13 protein-coding genes are annotated in these 18,019 nt (G+C 57.3%); 5 read left to right on the forward strand and 8 right to left on the reverse strand.

Translation table 11 applies throughout. The features are described from left to right. Window positions 1–4: 4 nt before the first annotated feature. The 3 genes from ACX3P5_RS02075 to pepA all read right to left on the reverse strand — a co-directional run bounded on the left by ACX3P5_RS02075 (window position 5) and on the right by pepA (window position 4,900). Window positions 5–2,860 (reverse strand): valine--tRNA ligase, encoded by a 2,856-nt coding sequence (locus ACX3P5_RS02075; protein ID WP_458968221.1) that lies wholly within the window; start codon window positions 2,858–2,860, stop codon window positions 5–7. A gap of 5 nt (window positions 2,861–2,865) precedes the next feature. Next, window positions 2,866–3,324 (reverse strand): DNA polymerase III subunit chi, encoded by a 459-nt coding sequence (locus ACX3P5_RS02080; protein ID WP_031375818.1) that lies wholly within the window; start codon window positions 3,322–3,324, stop codon window positions 2,866–2,868. Window positions 3,325–3,388: 64 nt separating this feature from the next. Beyond that, window positions 3,389–4,900 (reverse strand): leucyl aminopeptidase, encoded by a 1,512-nt coding sequence (pepA, locus tag ACX3P5_RS02085; RefSeq protein ID WP_031375817.1) that lies wholly within the window; start codon window positions 4,898–4,900, stop codon window positions 3,389–3,391. Between the two features lie 268 nt (window positions 4,901–5,168). Here pepA and lptF point away from each other — a divergent pair, with 268 nt between their 5' ends. Both lptF and lptG read left to right on the forward strand, forming a co-directional pair. Then, window positions 5,169–6,269, forward strand: a complete 1,101-nt coding sequence (gene lptF / locus ACX3P5_RS02090; RefSeq protein ID WP_336755915.1) for an LPS export ABC transporter permease LptF — start codon at window positions 5,169–5,171, stop codon at window positions 6,267–6,269. Next, a complete protein-coding gene (gene lptG / locus ACX3P5_RS02095) occupies window positions 6,269–7,345 on the forward strand; it encodes an LPS export ABC transporter permease LptG (RefSeq protein ID WP_336755914.1) in 1,077 nt (358 codons plus the stop codon). Before lptF ends, lptG begins: the two co-directional genes overlap by 1 nt. A 193-nt stretch (window positions 7,346–7,538) precedes the next feature. Here the strand turns inward: lptG and ACX3P5_RS02100 are convergent, their stop codons facing one another. The 3 genes from ACX3P5_RS02100 to ACX3P5_RS02110 all read right to left on the reverse strand — a co-directional run bounded on the left by ACX3P5_RS02100 (window position 7,539) and on the right by ACX3P5_RS02110 (window position 12,064). Then, window positions 7,539–8,849 (reverse strand): DUF445 domain-containing protein, encoded by a 1,311-nt coding sequence (locus ACX3P5_RS02100; RefSeq protein WP_233985421.1) that lies wholly within the window; start codon window positions 8,847–8,849, stop codon window positions 7,539–7,541. A 26-nt stretch (window positions 8,850–8,875) separates the two neighbouring features. Further along, window positions 8,876–10,378 carry a helicase HerA-like C-terminal domain-containing protein gene (locus ACX3P5_RS02105; RefSeq protein ID WP_458968222.1) on the reverse strand — a complete coding sequence of 501 codons (1,503 nt, stop codon included), beginning with the start codon at window positions 10,376–10,378 and terminating at the stop codon, window positions 8,876–8,878. Window positions 10,379–10,492: 114 nt separating this feature from the next. Further along, the gene (locus tag ACX3P5_RS02110) at window positions 10,493–12,064 is read right to left on the reverse strand and encodes an ABC transporter substrate-binding protein (protein ID WP_458968223.1); all 1,572 of its coding nucleotides are present in this window, start codon (window positions 12,062–12,064) and stop codon (window positions 10,493–10,495) included. 703 nt (window positions 12,065–12,767) lie between these two features. On the opposite strand from ACX3P5_RS02110, the gene ACX3P5_RS02115 reads away from it, so the two are divergent. Genes ACX3P5_RS02115 through ACX3P5_RS02125 form a run of 3 tightly spaced genes read left to right on the forward strand, consistent with a single transcriptional unit; the run spans window position 12,768 to window position 16,570 of the window. Continuing rightward, a complete protein-coding gene (locus ACX3P5_RS02115) occupies window positions 12,768–13,496 on the forward strand; it encodes a gluconate 2-dehydrogenase subunit 3 family protein (protein ID WP_233985418.1) in 729 nt (242 codons plus the stop codon). Window positions 13,497–13,533: 37 nt separating this feature from the next. Then, the gene (locus ACX3P5_RS02120; RefSeq protein WP_233985417.1) at window positions 13,534–15,303 is read left to right on the forward strand and encodes a GMC family oxidoreductase; all 1,770 of its coding nucleotides are present in this window, start codon (window positions 13,534–13,536) and stop codon (window positions 15,301–15,303) included. A 4-nt stretch (window positions 15,304–15,307) separates the two neighbouring features. Next, window positions 15,308–16,570: a c-type cytochrome gene (locus ACX3P5_RS02125; RefSeq protein WP_336755911.1), complete on the forward strand. Its 1,263-nt coding sequence runs from the start codon at window positions 15,308–15,310 to the stop codon at window positions 16,568–16,570. Between the two features lie 58 nt (window positions 16,571–16,628). Here the strand turns inward: ACX3P5_RS02125 and ACX3P5_RS02130 are convergent, their stop codons facing one another. After that, window positions 16,629–17,297: a MarC family NAAT transporter gene (locus ACX3P5_RS02130; RefSeq protein ID WP_233985415.1), complete on the reverse strand. Its 669-nt coding sequence runs from the start codon at window positions 17,295–17,297 to the stop codon at window positions 16,629–16,631. 21 nt (window positions 17,298–17,318) lie between these two features. Then, window positions 17,319–17,954, reverse strand: coding sequence for a hypothetical protein (locus ACX3P5_RS02135; RefSeq protein ID WP_233985414.1), 636 nt, complete (start codon window positions 17,952–17,954; stop codon window positions 17,319–17,321). Window positions 17,955–18,019: the final 65 nt, after the last annotated feature.

Consider the following 18,019-nt stretch of genomic DNA (forward strand, 5'->3'; position numbering starts at 1 on the left):
ACGCTTACAATGCCGCAATCACCGCCTGCTGTTCAATCAGTTTTGCTTTTGATTGTTGCAGTTCGGCCACGCGTTCACGCTCTTTCGCCACGACCGCTTCCGGAGCGCGGGAGACAAAGCCTTCGTTCGCCAGCTTGGTCTCGATCTTCTCGATTTCCACATCCAGCTTAACCAGCTCTTTCGCCAGACGCTCCAGCTCAGCGGTTTTATCCACCAGATCCGCCATCGGGATCAGCAACTCTGCGCCTTCAACGATCTTGGTCACCGAGACCGGGCCTTTCTCGCCCGCTGGCAGAATGGTCAGGCTTTCCAGACGCGCCAGGCGCGACAGGAAGTTACGGTTCGCTTCCACCCGACGCAGTGCGGCCGGTGAGCAGTCACGCAGCAGCACGTCCAGCGGTTTGCTCAGCGCAATGTTCATCTCAGCACGAATATTACGCACCGCGACGATCGCCTGTTTCATCCACTCGATATCCGCTTTGGCTTCGGCATCTTCTTTCGCCGCATCGTAGTGCGGGAAAGGCTGCAGCATGATGGTGTCGTCGCTGATGTTTTTCAGCCCCTTCACGCGCTGCCAGATGGTTTCGGTGATAAACGGAATAATCGGGTGCGCCAGACGCAGCAAGCCTTCCAGCACGTTAACCAGCGTATGACGGGTGCCGCGCAGTTCAGATTCACTGCCGCTGTTCATCACCGGCTTGGTCAGCTCCAGATACCAGTCACAGAACTGGTTCCAGGTGAAGTCATACAGCAGGTTAGCCGCGATATCGAAACGGTAGCTATCCAGCGCCTCACGGTAGGCTTTCACCGTGCTGTTGAACTCGGTCAGAATCCAGCGATCCGCCAGCGACAGCGTCATTTCGCCGCCGTTCTGGCCGCAATCCTGATCTTCGGTGTTCATCAGCACAAAGCGGCTGGCGTTCCACAGCTTGTTACAGAAGTTGCGATAACCTTCCAGGCGCTTCATGTCCCAGTTGATGTCGCGACCGGTTGAGGCGAGGGCGGCGAGAGTGAAACGCAGCGCATCGGTGCCTGACGGCTCAATGCCGTTCGGGAACTGCTTCTCGGTGCGTTTACGGATCTTCTCAGCCAGCTGCGGCTGCATCATGTTACCGGTGCGTTTTTCCAGCAGCGCTTCCAGCGAAATACCGTCAACCATATCCAGCGGGTCAATCACGTTGCCCTTGGATTTTGACATTTTCTGGCCTTCTTCATCACGAATCAGACCGGTCATGTAGACGGTTTTAAACGGCACCTGCGGTTTGCCATCTTCATCTTTGATGAAGTGCATGGTCAGCATGATCATGCGGGCAATCCAGAAGAAGATGATGTCGAAGCCGCTCACCAGCACGCTGGTCGGATGGAAGGTGCGCAGCGCTTCGGTGTTTTCCGGCCAGCCCAGGGTCGAGAAGGTCCACAGGCCTGAGGAGAACCAGGTGTCCAGCACGTCATCATCCTGACGCAGCGCCACATCGGCGGCCAGGTTGTTTTCAGCGCGCACTTCGTCTTCGGTGCGGCCGACGTAGACGTGACCGTTGTTGTCATACCACGCCGGAATGCGGTGACCCCACCACAGCTGACGGGAGATACACCAGTCCTGGATATCACGCATCCAGGAGAAGTACATGTTTTCGTACTGCTTCGGCACAAACTGAATGTCGCCGTTTTCAACCGCTTCCACCGCGACTTTCGCCAGCGGGGCGGTGCGCACGTACCACTGGTCAGTCAGCATCGGCTCAATGACCACGCCGCCACGGTCGCCGTAAGGGACGGTCAGGTCGTGCGGTTTGATCTCTTCGAGCAGGCCGAGCTGATCAACGGCTGCGACAATCGCTTTACGCGCCGCAAAACGCTCCATCTTCTGGAACGCCGCCGGGATCTCATCGGAACAGGCATCGCTGACTTCGCCGTTGGTGTCATACACCTGGGCGCGCTCGCGGATATCACCGTCAAAGGTCAGAATGTTGATCATCGGCAGCTTATGACGACGACCGACTTCGTAGTCGTTAAAGTCATGTGCTGGCGTGATTTTGACGCAGCCGGTGCCTTTTTCCATGTCAGCATGTTCATCGCCAACAATCGGGATCAGACGGTTCACCAGCGGCAGCATAACAAATTTGCCAATCAGATCTTTGTAGCGCGGATCTTCCGGGTTCACCGCCACGCCGGTATCACCCAGCAGGGTTTCCGGACGGGTGGTGGCGACCACCAGGTAATCTTTACCGTCAGCGGTTTTCGCGCCGTTGGCCAGCGGATAGCGGATGTGCCACATCGAGCCTTTGCTCTCGCGGTTTTCCACTTCCAGGTCAGAGATGGCGGTGCGCAGTTTAGGGTCCCAGTTGACCAGGCGCTTGCCACGGTAAATCAGGTTCTCTTTATAGAGGCGGACGAACACCTCTTTCACCGCATTGGACAGCCCTTCGTCCATGGTGAAGCGCTCGCGCTCCCAGTCAACGGAGTTGCCGAGACGGCGCATCTGACGGGTGATGGTGCCGCCGGATTCCGCTTTCCACTGCCAGATTTTGTCGATGAACGCATCACGGCCATAATCCTGGCGCGTTTTGCCCTCTTCAGCCGCAATCTTGCGTTCAACCACCATCTGCGTGGCGATGCCCGCATGGTCGGTACCGGCCTGCCACAGGGTATTTTTCCCCTGCATACGCTGGTAACGAATCATGGTATCCATGATGGTTTGCTGGAAAGCGTGACCCATGTGCAAGCTACCGGTGACGTTCGGCGGCGGGATCATGATGCAAAAGCTTTCCTGGCTGGTATCGCCATTCGGTTTGAAGTAGCCCTGCTTTTCCCAATGCTCGTAAAGCGGCTGCTCGATATCTTGCGGGTTATATGTCTTTTCCATTTCTGCTATGTCGTTTGCGGCTGTGGCGGCGTTGCCGTATTCAATTGGAAACCAACGCTGCGGTACGCTTTATAGCGGTCGCGCGCCAGCTGTTTGAGAGATTCTTCGTAAGGAACGAAGTCTATCACTTCATGGAAAGCAGTAGCAAAATCTGCGAACTGTGGCAGCAGGCTAATTAACAGGTCGCGCGGCGAACTGCCGCGACGCTGCGGCCAGGCCAGTTCAACCGGCGCGCCGTAGCGCGGGCCTTCACCGGCAAGGTTATGCGGCACGAAGGCGTTTGCCGGTCGTTGCCACAGTGCTTCGTCGAGACGAATTGCCTGCTGCTCATCTTCACAGGCGATCAACACCCGCTTTCCGGCCCGCCAGCGTGTTTCCGCCAGATTGCACACCAGCGCTTCAATGGCGCTCAGGCCGTCGCTCGGTGCATCGGTTTCCAGCACGTAGAAGGTTGCGTTTTTCATCAGTTTGCTCGTCAGAAGATCAAGGGCGGAATCTCATCCGCCCTTGTAGTCAGCATTGAGGCGATCAATCGTCGCCGTTCAATCCTGCCCGATTCAACAGAAACTGCGACAGCATCGGCACCGGACGACCGGTGGCGCCTTTGGCTTTGCCTGAACGCCATGCGGTACCGGCGATGTCGAGGTGCGCCCAGTTATATTTGCGGGCAAAGCGCGCCAGGAAGCAGGCGGCGGTAATCGCACCGCCAGGCCGGCCGCCAATGTTAGCCATGTCGGCAAAATTGGACTCCAGCTGCTCCTGATACTCATCCGCCATCGGCAGACGCCAGGCGCGGTCACCCGACTGCTCAGAGGCGCTGATCAGCTCATGCGCCAGCGGATTATGGTTCGACAGCAGACCGCTGACGTGGTGGCCCAGCGCAATCACGCAGGCACCGGTCAGGGTCGCGACGTCAATCACCACTTCCGGATCGAAACGTTCGACATAGGTCAGCGCATCGCACAGGACCAGACGGCCTTCGGCATCGGTATTCAGCACTTCCACCGTCTGACCAGACATGGTGGTCAGCACGTCGCCCGGACGCATCGCCCGGCCATCCGGCATGTTTTCACAACCGGCCAGCACGCCGACCACGTTGAGCGGCAGGTTAAGCTCGGCCACCATGCGCATCACGCCATAGACCGAGGCCGCGCCGCACATATCATATTTCATCTCGTCCATGCTGTCGGACGGCTTAATCGAGATACCGCCGGAGTCGAAGGTCAGGCCTTTACCGACCAGCACGATAGGGCGTGCGTCGGCATCTGGATTGCCTTTGTACTCAATCACCGACATCAGCGATTCGTTCTGCGAACCGGCACCGACCGCCAGATAGGCGTTCATCCCCAGCTCTTTCATCTGCTGTTCGCCGATGACGCGGGTGGTGACATTTTTGCTGAAGGCATCCGCCAGCTGGCGCGCCTGCGAGGCAAGATAGGCGGCGTTACAGATGTTTGGCGGCATATTGCCGAGATCTTTCGCCGCTTTCATCCCGGCTGCGACCGCCAGACCGTGCTGGATCGCGCGCTCACCGCTGGTCAGTTCACGGCGGGTCGGTACGTTAAATACCAGCTTGCGCAGCGGACGACGGGGTTCCGCCTTGTTGCTCTTCAGTTGATCGAAGTTATACAGCGCCTCTTTCGAGGTTTCGACCGCCTGACGCACTTTCCAGTAGGTGTTGCGGCCTTTGACGTGCAGCTCGGTCAGGAAGCAGACCGCTTCCATTGAGCCGGTATCGTTCAGCGTATTGATGGTTTTCTGGATGACCTGCTTATACTGACGCTCGTCGAGCTCGCGCTCTTTGCCGCAGCCAATCAGCAGAATCCGCTCAGAGAGGATGTTGGGCACGTGATGCAGCAGCAGTGTCTGGCCTACTTTTCCTTCCAGCTCGCCACGGCGCAGCAGGGCGCTGATATAGCCGTCGCTGATTTTATCCAGCTGTTCGGCAATCGGTGACAGACGGCGCGGTTCGAAAACGCCAACGACAATGCAGGCACTGCGCTGTTTTTCCGGGCTTCCGCTTTTTACACTGAACTCCATGCACTCTCCTGAATCTTAAAGACAACGGCCGCTGCTGCCGCTAGAATGTAGCGCGCTCATGACCCATTTATTCATCGTGGCAGCATGACAATCTGCCGCTGGAGGTCATAATGAATCAGGGTGACAAGATGTTGTTTTTCCACCACCCATGCGCGTTTGTCATACAATTTTAGCTACGATGACGGCCATTGATGAAGAAAAATGGCAAATAAGCGTTGAAACTAGCGATTTTCCTGCAAAAAGACAAGTTTTCACAGGCGTACTAAGCGTGATCATCATTAGATATCTGGTTCGGGAAACGCTCAAAAGCCAGCTGGCTATCCTCTTCATCCTGCTATTAATCTTCTTTTGCCAGAAGTTAGTCAGGATTTTAGGAGCCGCGGTGGATGGCGAAGTGCCGACAAACCTCGTTCTGACTCTGTTAGGACTGGGTGTGCCTGAAATGGCACAACTTATACTGCCCCTGAGTCTGTTTCTGGCGATCCTGATGACGCTGGGACGACTCTACACGGAAAGTGAAATTACCGTGATGCACGCCTGCGGCCTGAGTAAAGCCGTGCTGGTCAAGGCGGCGATGGTCCTGATGCTGTTTACCTCGCTGGTGGCGGCGGTGAATGTCATCTGGCTCGGTCCCTGGTCATCCCGTTATCAGGATGAAGTGACCCAGAACGCCAAAGCCAATCCAGGTACGGCGGCGCTGGCGGCCGGGCAGTTCCAGACCTCCAGCGATGGCAACGCGGTACTGTTCATCGAGGATGTCAAAGGCAACCAGTTCGGCAACGTGTTCCTGGCGCAGTTACGGCCAAAAGGCAACGCGCGGCCGTCGGTGGTGCTGGCTGACAGCGGTCATATGGAACAGCATAAAGACGGTTCGCAGGTGGTGACGCTGGATAAAGGCACCCGCTTTGAGGGCACCGCCTTGCTGCGCGACTTCCGCATCACTGACTTCACCAACTATCAGGCGCGCGTCGGCTACAAAGAGGCGACGCTGGACCCGAATGATGCGGAGCAGTCGAGCTTTACCGGCCTGTTCGGCAACGATTCGCCAACCTTCCGCGCCGAGCTGCACTGGCGGTTGACGCTGGTGTTTTCGGTGCTGGTGATGGCGCTGATGGTGGTGCCGCTCAGCGTGGTCAATCCACGTCAGGGCCGGGTGCTGTCGATGCTGCCTGCGATGCTGCTCTATCTGATCTTCTTCCTGCTGCAAAGCTCGCTGAAGTCGAGCGGGGCGAAAGGGCGGCTCGATCCAGCCGTCTGGATGTGGGTGGTGAATATCGGCTATCTGCTGCTGGCGGTACTGCTTAACCTGTGGGATACGGTGCCGATGCGTCGGGTCCGTGCCCGCTTCACACGCGGAGGATCGGTCTGATGTTTCGCGTACTTGACCGCTATATCGGCAAAACCATCTTCAATACCATCATGCTGACGCTGTTCATGCTGGTATCGCTCTCCGGCATCATCAAGTTCGTCGATCAGCTGCGTAAAACCGGCCAGGGCAGCTACAGCGCGCTCTCCGCCGGTTATTACACCCTGCTCAGCGTGCCGAAAGACATTGAAATCTTCTTCCCGATGGCGGCGCTGCTCGGCGCACTGCTGGGGCTGGGGACGCTGGCGCAGCGCAGTGAGCTGGTGGTGATGCAGGCCGCCGGTTTCACCCGTATGCAGGTGGCGCTGTCGGTGATGAAAACCGCGATTCCGCTGGTGCTGCTGACCATGGCGATTGGCGAATTTGTCGCGCCTTCGGGCGAGCAGATGGCGCGTAACTACCGGGCGCAGCAGCTGTATGGCGGCGCGCTGGTGTCGACGCAAAATGGCCTGTGGGCGAAAGATGGCAACAACTTCATCTTCATTGAGCGTATCAAAGGCGACAATGAAATTGATGGTGTCAGCATCTACAGCTTCAACGATCAGCGTCGGCTGCAGAGCGTACGCTTCGCTGCGACCGCTATCTGGGATGCGGCGAAAAAGCGCTGGATTCTGTCGCAGGTGGATGAGTCAAACCTGACCGATCCTAACCAGATTACCGGCTCGCAAAGCCTCAGTGGCGAATGGAAAACCAACCTGACGCCGGACAAACTCGGCGTGGTGGCACTCGATCCGGACGCGCTGTCGATTCGCGGCCTGTATAACTACAGCAAATATCTCAAGCAGAGCGGCCAGGAGTCCGGGCGTTATCTGCTGAATATGTGGGGCAAGATCTTCCAGCCGCTGTCGGTGGCGGTGATGATGCTGATGGCGCTGTCGTTTATCTTTGGCCCGCTGCGCAGCGTGTCGATGGGGGTGCGGGTAGTCACCGGCATCAGCTTCGGCTTCCTGTTCTACGTGCTGGACCAGATTTTCGGCCCGCTCAGCCTGGTTTACGGCTTGCCGCCGATTCTGGGGGCGATATTGCCGAGCTTCGCGTTCTTCGCCATCAGCTTGTTTATGCTGATCAAGCGGCGCTAAGCGAGCACCGCAACTGAAAAAGGCCGCGCAAGCGGCCTTTTTTGTTTTTAACCTGCCGGCTCAGGGAGCATACGCCTTTCGCAAAGAGGCAAAAGCGCATCCGTGGCCGGTGATGATTGGCTGCAGGCGCAGGCTTCCATCGCTTTACGAATGAGCTCTCCGGAAACCGCTGTTTCAGCGGCGAAAAGCGGCTTCAGGCCACGCTATTTATCCAGCCTGTTATCCAGCCAGACAATGCGGGCAGAGCGGCTGGCAACTGCGACAGCAGATAGAGAATCAGACCAATGGTACCGCCCACCAGCGTGCCGTTGATGCGAATAAACTGCAGGTCTTTGCCGATATTCAGCTCGATCTGCTGCGACATCTCGCGCGCATCCCAGCTCTTCACGGTGTCGCTGATATGGCGCGTCAGGAAGCCAGCAAACTCCGGCGCTACGCTGCGCGCCGCCTGTTCGAGGTGCTGGTTCATCGAGTCACGCAGCGCCGGATCGGCAGCCAGGGTTTCGCCCAGCCACAGCGCCGCGCCGCGCACTTTCTCCTGCACCCGCGAATCGTCGCTGCTGAGGTCCGCTTTCAGCCAGTTACGCATATCGTTCCACAGCTCGCCGATGTAGCGATTAAGCGTGGCATCCTCTTTCAGCCAGCTCTTGATCACCTCGGCGCGCTCCGCCATCTCAGGGTCGGTTTGCAGTTTAACGATCAGGCGCTCCACCGCCCGGTTAAAGCCGAGACGCAGCTCGTGCCCCTGATCCAGCGCCACATCATCCAGCAGCGAATCGACCGCGTTCGCCACCAGTTCAGCGCTGTGCTCGCCCAGCCACTCGGTTGGCAACATTTTGGCTTTGATCGGATGCTCACGCTTCAGCCAGCGCACCAGTTGCTGCGCAATGAACTCGCGGGTTGAGGGCTTATGCAGCAGCGCCAGCAGCTGCTCGATCGCCGCGTCCAGCAGCGCCTGATGACGATTATTTTTGGTCAGGCTCTCCAGGATCAGCGCGCTGGTCTGCGTCAGATCGACCTTATCGATGGCGCGATGCACCGCGCGGCGCATGAAGTTCTGAATACGCGTGTCGTCGGTCAGATCGAGGAAGCCGCGCATCACCTGCAGCAGATGCCGCCCGATGCGATCGGCATTGCCGGGCGCATTCAGCCACTGCGCCAGCAGGTGCGACGGATCGTGACGGCGTATCAGGCTCAGCAGAGAATCGGTATCGAGAAACTTCTCCTGCACGAAGCGGCCGAGATTCTCACCGATACGGTCTTTGTTGCGCGGAATAATCGCGGTATGACGCGAGATAAAAGGCACCGGCACCCGGCGAAACAGCGCCACTACCGCAAACCAGTCAGCCAGCGCGCCGACCATCGCCGCTTCCGCTATCGCTTTCACGCCGCTGACCCAGAAGCCGGGCGGCAGAAACAGGGTGATGATGAAGGTGGCGGCGGCCAGTAACAGCAGCAGCAGCGCCAGACGTTTGGTCCGTTTCAGTTCGTGTTGTTTATCCATATCCCGATCTTAGCAGAGCGCGTTGTTCAGCGGCGGCGGCCACCCAGCAGGCTGCCGAGCACGCCGCGGATGATCTGGTTAGTTATCTGGCGGGTGGCGCTTTTCGCCATGGTCTGCACTACGCCATCGTGCTTACCGCCGCGTGGCCCGGTATGGCCAAACAGAATCTCTTTCAGTCCGCCGAGAATGCCCTCATCAACGGCCACGCTGTTGCCTTTGGCGGGTGGCGCATTGGTCTGTTCGCCGCTGGCCTGAAAGCCCTGCTGCAGCCGTTCAAAGGCTGATTCGCGATCGACCTCGCTGTCATATTTGCCATACAGCGGCGAGTGGTTGATCAGCCCGTTACGTTCATCGGCCGTTACCGGTCCCATGCGTGAGCCGGGCGCAATCACCATCGCCCGCTGGACCACCGACGGGCTGCCTTTGGCATCGAGAAAAGAGATCAGCGCTTCGCCGGTGCCCAGCGCCTGAATCGCCTCCACACTGCTGAAGGCCGGGTTAGCGCGCAGACTTTCAGCGGCCGTTTTGACCGCTTTCTGATCCTTTGGCGTAAAGGCGCGCAGGGCGTGCTGTACCCGATTGCCGAGCTGTCCCAGCACCCGATCCGGAATGTCTGCCGGGTTCTGGGTGACGAACCAGACGCCAACGCCTTTGGATCGAATCAGCCGCATCACCTGTTCGATCTTTTCCAGCAGCACCGGCGGCGCGTCGTTAAACAGCAGATGCGCCTCATCGAAGAAGAACACCAGCTTCGGCTTATCGGGATCGCCCGCTTCCGGCAGGTGTTCATACAGCTCAGAGAGCAGCCACAGCAGGCTGGTGGCGTAGAGTTTCGGCAGCTGATAGAGCTTCTCCGCCGAGAGAATATTGATAAAGCCTTTGCCCTGATCGTCGACCCGCATCCAGTCGGCGATATCCAGCATCGGTTCACCGAAGAAATGCTCGGCACCCTGCTGCTCCAGCGTCAGCAAGCCGCGCTGAATCGCCCCGACCGAGGCGCTGTTAATGTTGCCGTAGTGGGTCTGAAAATTTTTGGCGTTGTCGCCGATGTACTGCGTCATGGCGCGCAGATCTTTGAAATCGAGCAGCAGTAAGCCCTGATCGTCGGCGATGCGGAAAATGATCTGCAGTACGCCGCTCTGGACTTCATTAAGGTTCAGCAAGCGCGCCAGCAGCAGCGGACCGAGATCGGAGACGGTCGCCCGCACCGGATGGCCTTTTTCACCGAAGATATCCCATAGCATCACCGGATTGCCTTGCGGCTGCCAGTCGGTGACGCCAATGCTGGCCAGCCGCTGCTGGAGTTTTTCGCTGCTCTGGCCCGCCATCGCCACACCGGTCAGATCGCCTTTCACATCGGCCATAAACACCGGTACGCCAATCGACGAGAACGATTCGGCCAGCTTTTGCAGGGTGACGGTTTTACCGGTGCCGGTCGCGCCGGTAATCAATCCGTGGCGATTGGCCATTTGCGGTAACAGTTCAAGCTGAACGTCGGTGGTGCGGGCAATCAGTAGCGGGGAAGTCATGATTTTCCACTCTCAGGCAAGGGGTTATGCCTGAAGAATAGCAAGCGGGGCGGGGTAAAGCGGAGAACTTTTCACCAAAAAGCAGGCCGTTGCTCCGCAGAGCAACGGGCCAGGTTACTTCTGCACGTCTTCGAAATTGAGCAGGCTGACGCCGATCCCCTGCTGCACGTTGCGGATATTGCTACGCACCGCCACCTGAGTTGCGCCCTGCAGCATCACGACAAAGGGTGATGACTGCTGCACCTGGGTCTGTAATTGCTGGTAACGGCTGCGACGTTTAACCGCATCGCTTTCACCGGCTGCGGCACGGGTGGCGGCGCTGAGTTCAGGGATGCTCCAGCCGACCCGCCACGCCAGCGTTTTGCCGCCGCCCGGCACGTTATAGGCAAAGGCGCTGGCGTTGGTGTTGGGATCGACATAGTCCGCGCCCCAGTAGGAGAAGATCGCCTGGAAATCGCGGCTGCGCATTTTGCTCCACAGCTCCGATTCCGCCACCGGCTGAATATCCAGATTCACCTCCGCTTTGGCGAAGCTGGCCTGCAGCGCCTGCGCCACATCGATGTAAGGAGGCTGATTGACCACCGTCAGGGCAATGTGGGTGCCAGGCTTGATGCCAGCCTGTTGCAGAATCGACTGCGCCTTTTTCAGATCGTAATGGAACGGCGTGCTGTTCAGCGCGCCATCAAAACCGTCCGGCAGGAAACTCTGATGAATGCGGTATTGCCCTTTTAACAGCTGATTCGCCAGGCTGTCATAATCGACCAGCCAGCGCGCCGCCTGCCACAGTGCCGGGTTAGCCAGCGCCGGTTGCTGCGGGCTTTGGGTGTTAAAGCCGAGGTAGTAGATCAGGCTGGAAGGGAAGGCATCGACCCGGACATCTTTCGTGCCTTTCACGGCGGCGATCTGATCCGGCCCGAGCTGATAGGCGACATCCACATCACCCTGCTGGATCAGCAGACGACGGGTGCCTGGCTCGGCGACCCCTTTCAGCAGCACCCGTTTCAGGTGCGACGGCTGCGTGCTGTTGGGATTGGCTTCCAGCACCAGCGCCTGCAGCGGCACAAACTGTTTGATGGCATAGGCGGCACTACCGGCGGAATGCGTTTTCAGCCAGCCATTGCCGTAGTCGTTGTTTGCGGCATGCTGTTGCGCCAGCTTGCTGTCGACCAGCGAGGCGACGGGCGCGGTGAGCAGTCGCAGTGCCAGATCGCTGCCGATTTGTGCCGGCCAGCGCAGCTCAAGCTGGTGGTCGTTAATCACCGTAAACTGCTGGTCGATGTTGTCGGGCGTCCAGCCAAATTCACCCAGGATGAACGAGGGTGCCTTATTGAGTTTCACCGCGCGGGTTAACGAAAACACTACATCCTGGGCCGTCAGCGGATTGCCGCTGGCGAAACGGGCCTGCGGATTGAGATCAAATACCAGGCTGTGTGGAGTTTTTCCCGGCTGCCAGCGGCTGGCCGCCAGTGGCGATAACTGCTGCGGGTCCTGATGATTCGGCTCCAGCAGTGTTTGATAAATGTTACGCAGGCTGCTGCTACTGATGGTTTCGAAACTTTCCGCCGGATCAAAACTGATGATGCCATCGAGTGGCACCGCAATCACCAGCGTATCGGCGGGCGTGGCGGCGAACACCGGGTGAGCCAGCGCCACGGCGGTAAGCAGTGAAAGAAGCGTTTTACGCATAAAGAGTTATCCTGAGTAGTTGATTAACCTACTCTATCTGGCGTGGAGAAAACTCAAAATGCCGGTTTGTTCTGAGCTTTGCACAATTATTACCAGCGTGATTCAGGCAAATGAACAAATAAAGATAGTGACAGTCCGTAATTATTCTGACGGAATTTTGCGCATTATTTAAATAACGCCGGTTCCACGCCACCGATCACATTTTGCGCGCTATCTGATTGTCTGACACTCAAAGTAAATATAATGTTGCCAATAAGAATAATTCTCTTGTATGGAAGTATGATATTTTTTTATCGGTTATTCTGCGTGATGATGACTGACCGAAAATAATAGTGTGCCGATACGCGGTAAAAACCGCCCTTTACCCGACGATTGTGCGGTTTTAGAATAAATTTCCTCGCTCTAAAACTTTTACCAGCCTGTAACCTCAACGCAACACCATGATAAATTTTCACTAAAACACATCTTAAATTCAATTTTTACATTCAGACACATCTATATCCCTAAGATTGCCAGGTTATTAACCGATATGTTCCGTTATTCACATAAAAATTATTATACCCACCCTGTAGGTTCTGCAGACGTCTGTGCTGTGCGCGTTGATTCTCTGAAGTGACTGGCAATCTGCCAGCCGCTCGCGCTGCCAGCCTGACGATTGCGTAGCCTGTCAGTCGGGTATTTAGCAGATGAGAGTCGTGCGGATATGCTGTTACAAAAACCCACCACCAGGCGTAAATTTTTGCTGGGCTCATTACTGGCGTTGCCATTAAGTGAGCTGGTCTTTAAAGGCATCACTGCCGCCCAGGCTGCAGAGATGGCCGCCCCGGAATTAGCTGACTATAAACCCATCTTTTTCTCTGCCGATGAATGGCAGTTTATCCTTGCGGCCACCGATCGTTTGATTCCGGCGGGCGGCAAAGGTAAAGCGCCAGGCGCGCTGGAAACCAACGTGCCGATCTTTATCGATCAGCAGCTGCACAGCGAAGAGTTTGGCAGCGAAATCTACCTGCAGGGTCCGTTCAATATCCAGGCGCCCGCCACCATGGGCTACCAGATCCCGTTCCGTCCACAACAGATGTATCAGACTGCTATCCGGCTGATTAATCAGTGGTCGCAGAACACTCACCAGAAAGCGTTTCATGCGCTGACGCTGGAAGAGAAAGATGCGGTGCTGACCCAGGTCAATAAAAACGACATCGACTTTGCGGCGCTGGGCGAACCCAACCTCAAGGCGTCTCAGTTCTTCAGCCAGCTGCTTTCAGATACCAAGCACGGTTACCTCGCGGACCCGATGTATGGCGGCAATAAAGGCATGAAAGCCTGGATCGCCATCGGCTTCCCGGGCGCGCGTGCCAGCTTCACCGAATGGGTGAAACAGCACAACGTTCCGTATCCGCTGGGTCCGGTCAGTGTTAAAGGCGAGCGCGCGTAAGACGCATTCCGAATCAGGGTTTTGAAACAGGATTATCATGGCACAGGTTACTAAAAAAGAAGTCGACGTCGTCGTCTGCGGCCTCGGCTGGGCCGGCTCGCTGATGAGCATCGAACTGGCACTGGCAGGACTTGAAGTGCGCGCGCTGGAGCGCGGCGGCGATCGTGATTACGACGAGTTCGCCTACCCTAAACCGGCGGATGAATACGCCTACGCGGTGCGCAACAAAGTGTTCGCCACCCCGGCAGAAGTGGCGGTTACCGTTCGCTACAACAGCAGCCAGACGGCGCTGCCAACCCGTAAATGGGGCGCGTTTGCACCCGGCACCGGCGTCGGCGGTTCTGGTCTGCACTGGACGGCGGTACTGATCCGTCCAACGCCTACCGATATCAAACTCAAGACCTATGTCGATGAGGCGTACAAGCCAGGCATTCTGCAGGATGATATGCGGGTGATGGATTTCCCGTTCAGCTGGGAAGAGATCGAGCCTTACTATTACAAATTCGAACTGATTTGCGGCCAGTCGGGTAACACCGGCAACCTGCGCGGCCAGATTCTTGAAGGCGGCGATCCGTTTGAAGGACCGCGTTCGGAGCCTTATCCGCTGCCGGCGCTGGATGACACGCTGAACAACGTGATGTTCAAGGAAGTGGCGAAAAAGCTCGGTTACCATCCGTTCCCGAACCCGTCCGCCTGCGTGTCACGCGCGTGGAAAAACCCGTACGGCAACCAGATCGCGCCGTGCAACTACTGCGGCTACTGCAGTAAATATCCGTGCCTTAACTACTCCAAAGCCTCGCCACAAACCGCGGTCATGGATTCGCTGAAGCGGATGCCGAACTTCTCTTACGAAGTGAACGCGGAAGTGATCAAAGTGGTGCTGAACGATGATAAGAAAACCGCGAAAGGGGTGATCTACATCGATGCACAGGGCAACGAGTGCTTCCAGCCCGCCAAAATTGTGGTGCTGAGCAGCTTCCAGCTCTACAACGTGCGTCTGATGCTGCTCTCCGGCATCGGCAAGCCGTATAACCCGATCACCGAAGAGGGTGTGGTAGGACGTAACTACGCCTTCCTGTCGAACGGCGGCGCAACCCTGTTCTTCAAAGATAAAAACTTCAACCCGTACGCCACCGCGGGCGCCACCGGCCAGATGTTTAACGATATCTCGCCAGGCAACTTCGACGGCCCATCGCTCGGCTTCCTCGGCGGCGCGAAGATCCACAGCTCCCAGGCGACCGGTACGCCAATCAGCACCGCGCTGCCAAAAGGCACGCCAACCTGGGGCCTGGGTTACAAAGAGGGACTGGAAGAGTGGTACGGTCATTCAATGAAGATCAGCATCACCACCACCTGCCAGTCTTACCGCGATATCTATCTGGATCTCGATCCGAACTACAACGATCACCGTGGCCTGCCGCTGCTGCGCATGACCTTTAACTGGAAAGAGAATGAGCTCAAGCTGCAGCAGCACCTGAAAGGCATCGTCGGCAACATCGCTAAAGAGCTGAACCCGGACAGCATGAGCATGAGCTTCCTGCCGATGGGCGCGGACTTTGACCTGACCAAGTATGTCTCTACCCACAACGTGGGCGGCGCGGTGATGGGCGATAACCCGAAAACCTCGGCGCTGAACAAGTATCTGCAGAGCTGGGACGTGCATAACGTCTTTGTGCCGGGCGGCAACGCCTTCCCGCAGAACTTCCAGGCGAACCCGACCGACACCATCGGCGCTATTACGCTGATGGCGGCACAGGCGATCAAAGATCAGTATCTGAAAAATCCCGGCCCACTGGTACAGGCATAAGCGCATGAATAAGCTGAAACTGACATCCTTTTTATTCGCCAACGCAGTGCTGTTGGCCAGCGGTTTTGCCCTGCCAGCGCACGCTGAAGATGAGGCGCAACTGATCAAGCAGGGTGAATATCTCTCCCGGCTGGGCGATTGCATGGCGTGCCACTCATTACCAGGCAAACCGGACTATTCGGGCGGGCTGGCGATTGAGTCGAATCTCGGCACTATCTTCTCCACTAACATCACGCCGGATAAAACCCACGGCATCGGCAACTACAGCGAACAGCAGTTCTCTGATGCGGTGCGTAAAGGGGTATTACCGGACGGATCGCGGCTCTATCCGGCAATGCCATACCCGGATTACGCCAAAATCAGCGATGCCGATATGCACGCGCTGTACGTCTACTTTATGAAAGGCGTACAGCCGAGCGCGGAACAGCCGCCGGAAACCAAACTGAGCTTCCCGTTCAGCCAGCGCTGGGGCATGCGCTTCTGGAACTGGGCGTTCACCTCGGACAAACCGTTCCAGCCGATTGGCGGCGCCTCTGCCGAGATCAATCGTGGTGCTTACATCGTCGAAAGCCTGGGCCACTGCGGCAGCTGCCATACGCCGCGCGGTCTGGGCATGAACGAGAAAGCGCTGGATAGCGGTGATGACAAATTCCTGGCGGGCGGTAGCCTGAATAACTGGGATGTGCCGTCACTGCGCGGACTGCCGCGCTGGAGCGAGCAGGAAATCGTGGATTACCTGCAGACCGGCCGCAACGATAAAGCGGCGGTGGGCGGCGAGATGACCTCGGTGATTGAGCACAGCAGTTCGCACATGACCGACGCTGACCTGAAAGCGATTGCCGCCTACCTGAAATTCCTCGGCGGTAACCCGCCGTTGCAGGCCTACAACGTCCAGGCGCAGCAGGCGACCGAAGCGAAGCTGACCGCGGCGAAGAACCTGAGCGAAGGCGAGCGGCTCTATCTGGATAACTGTGGCGCCTGCCACTTTGTTACCGGCAAAGGCGCACCGGGGATCTTCCCGGAGCTGGATCAGGCGACGATCGTGAATGCCAAAGATCCAACCGGATTAATCCACACTATCCTGGCCGGTGCGCAGCAGCCATCGACAGAGAAAGCGCCGTCGAAACTGGCGATGCCAGGCTTTGGTCAGCGTCTGAGTGATGAAGAGGTGGCGAAGCTGGCGACCTTTATCCGTCAGGGCTGGAGCAACAAGGCACCGGAAGTGAGTAAAGATCAGGTTGCTGAAGTGCGGAAAACGCTGAAGTAACAGATGAAAAGGGTGCCCGGTCACGGGCACCCTTTATTTATGTTTAGCGTATTGATGCTTAGTGGAAAGTGCGCACCACTTCCAGCACGCCGTTGATCACGAACTGCACGCCCATACAGACCAGTAAAAATCCCATCAGGCGCGAAATCGCCTCAATGCCGCTTTTACCCACGATTCTCATGATCGCCCCCGAACTGCGCAGCGAAATCCATAAAATCAGGCTCACCAGCAGAAAGGTCAGCACCGGCGCGGTATTCACCACCCAGACCGGAAAATCGATGCCGCTTCTTACCGTCGAGGCGGAAGAGATGATCATCGCAATGGTGCCCGGCCCGGCTGTGCTTGGCATCGCCAGTGGCACAAAGGCGATATTCACCGACTCTTTGGTTTCCTCCAGCTCATCCAGTTTCTGCTTTGCTTCGACAGAATGGCCGGCAGGCTTAGCCGGAAACAGCATCCGAAAACCGATAAACGCCACGATTAACCCGCCGGCAATGCGCAGGCCAGGGATCGAGATGCCGAAGGTATCCAGCACCGCATTACCGGCATACCACGCCACCAGCATGATGGCGAAGACGTAGATGGAGGCCTGTCTGGCCTGGCGGTTGCGCTCCTCAAAGTTCATGTCACCCGCGAGGCCAAGAAACAGCGCCACGGTAGTGAGCGGATTGGCGAGCGGCAACAGCACCACCAGCCCCAGACTGACCGCTTTGATTAACTCCAGCATGTTAAAATCATCCGTGAGTGATTAGTGTTTCGGACGTTCCAGCGCTTCGATTAATTCCGGGAAGAAGTCCTGCAGAATTTCGGGCGTCATCAGTTCCGGATACTGCATCAGATGCTCACGGATACGTTCGTTGATGTCCGGCAGCAGACGCTGGGCGGCGGCGCTGGCGGTGATTTTGTGTTTCTTCATCGCGCGCAGCAGGTCGGCAGGCAGTGAATCTTCATCATCCGCATCATCGATCATCTCCAGCGCATCCAGCTCGTCAAACATCTCCATCAGCGCTTCGGTTTGCGGCGTGCGTGATTCATATTCACGCGGATGTTCATCTTCCAGGAAGCGCAGCATGGCGCGCATCGGGGTGCCGTCTGGCGTGGCCGGTGGCTCGGAGGCGAACCAGCTCAGCAGCTGGTGCATGGTGATCTGGTGGACGCGGAAGCCGCTGTCGACCAGTTCGTCAGCCAGCAGTTCGGCGGTTTCGTTTTCAATCAGACAGATGTGAGTTCGGTTTGGCTCATACTGATCCAGCCACTGATAGATCTCTTCAATCACGCCATCGTCGTACTCGAATTTTTTGGTGAAGTAGCTGTCGTCCTGGTCGTGAACGCAGGCCTGAATCCGATCGGGGTCGAAGTAAAGTGCGATGTTGATGCCTTTCATGCGTGCTGTCCTGTAGAAATCAAAACAACACTATAGCGCTCAACGTGCGGATAAGGGAGTGTCGG

The sequence above is a fragment of the Pantoea sp. S-LA4 genome (assembly GCF_054482835.1).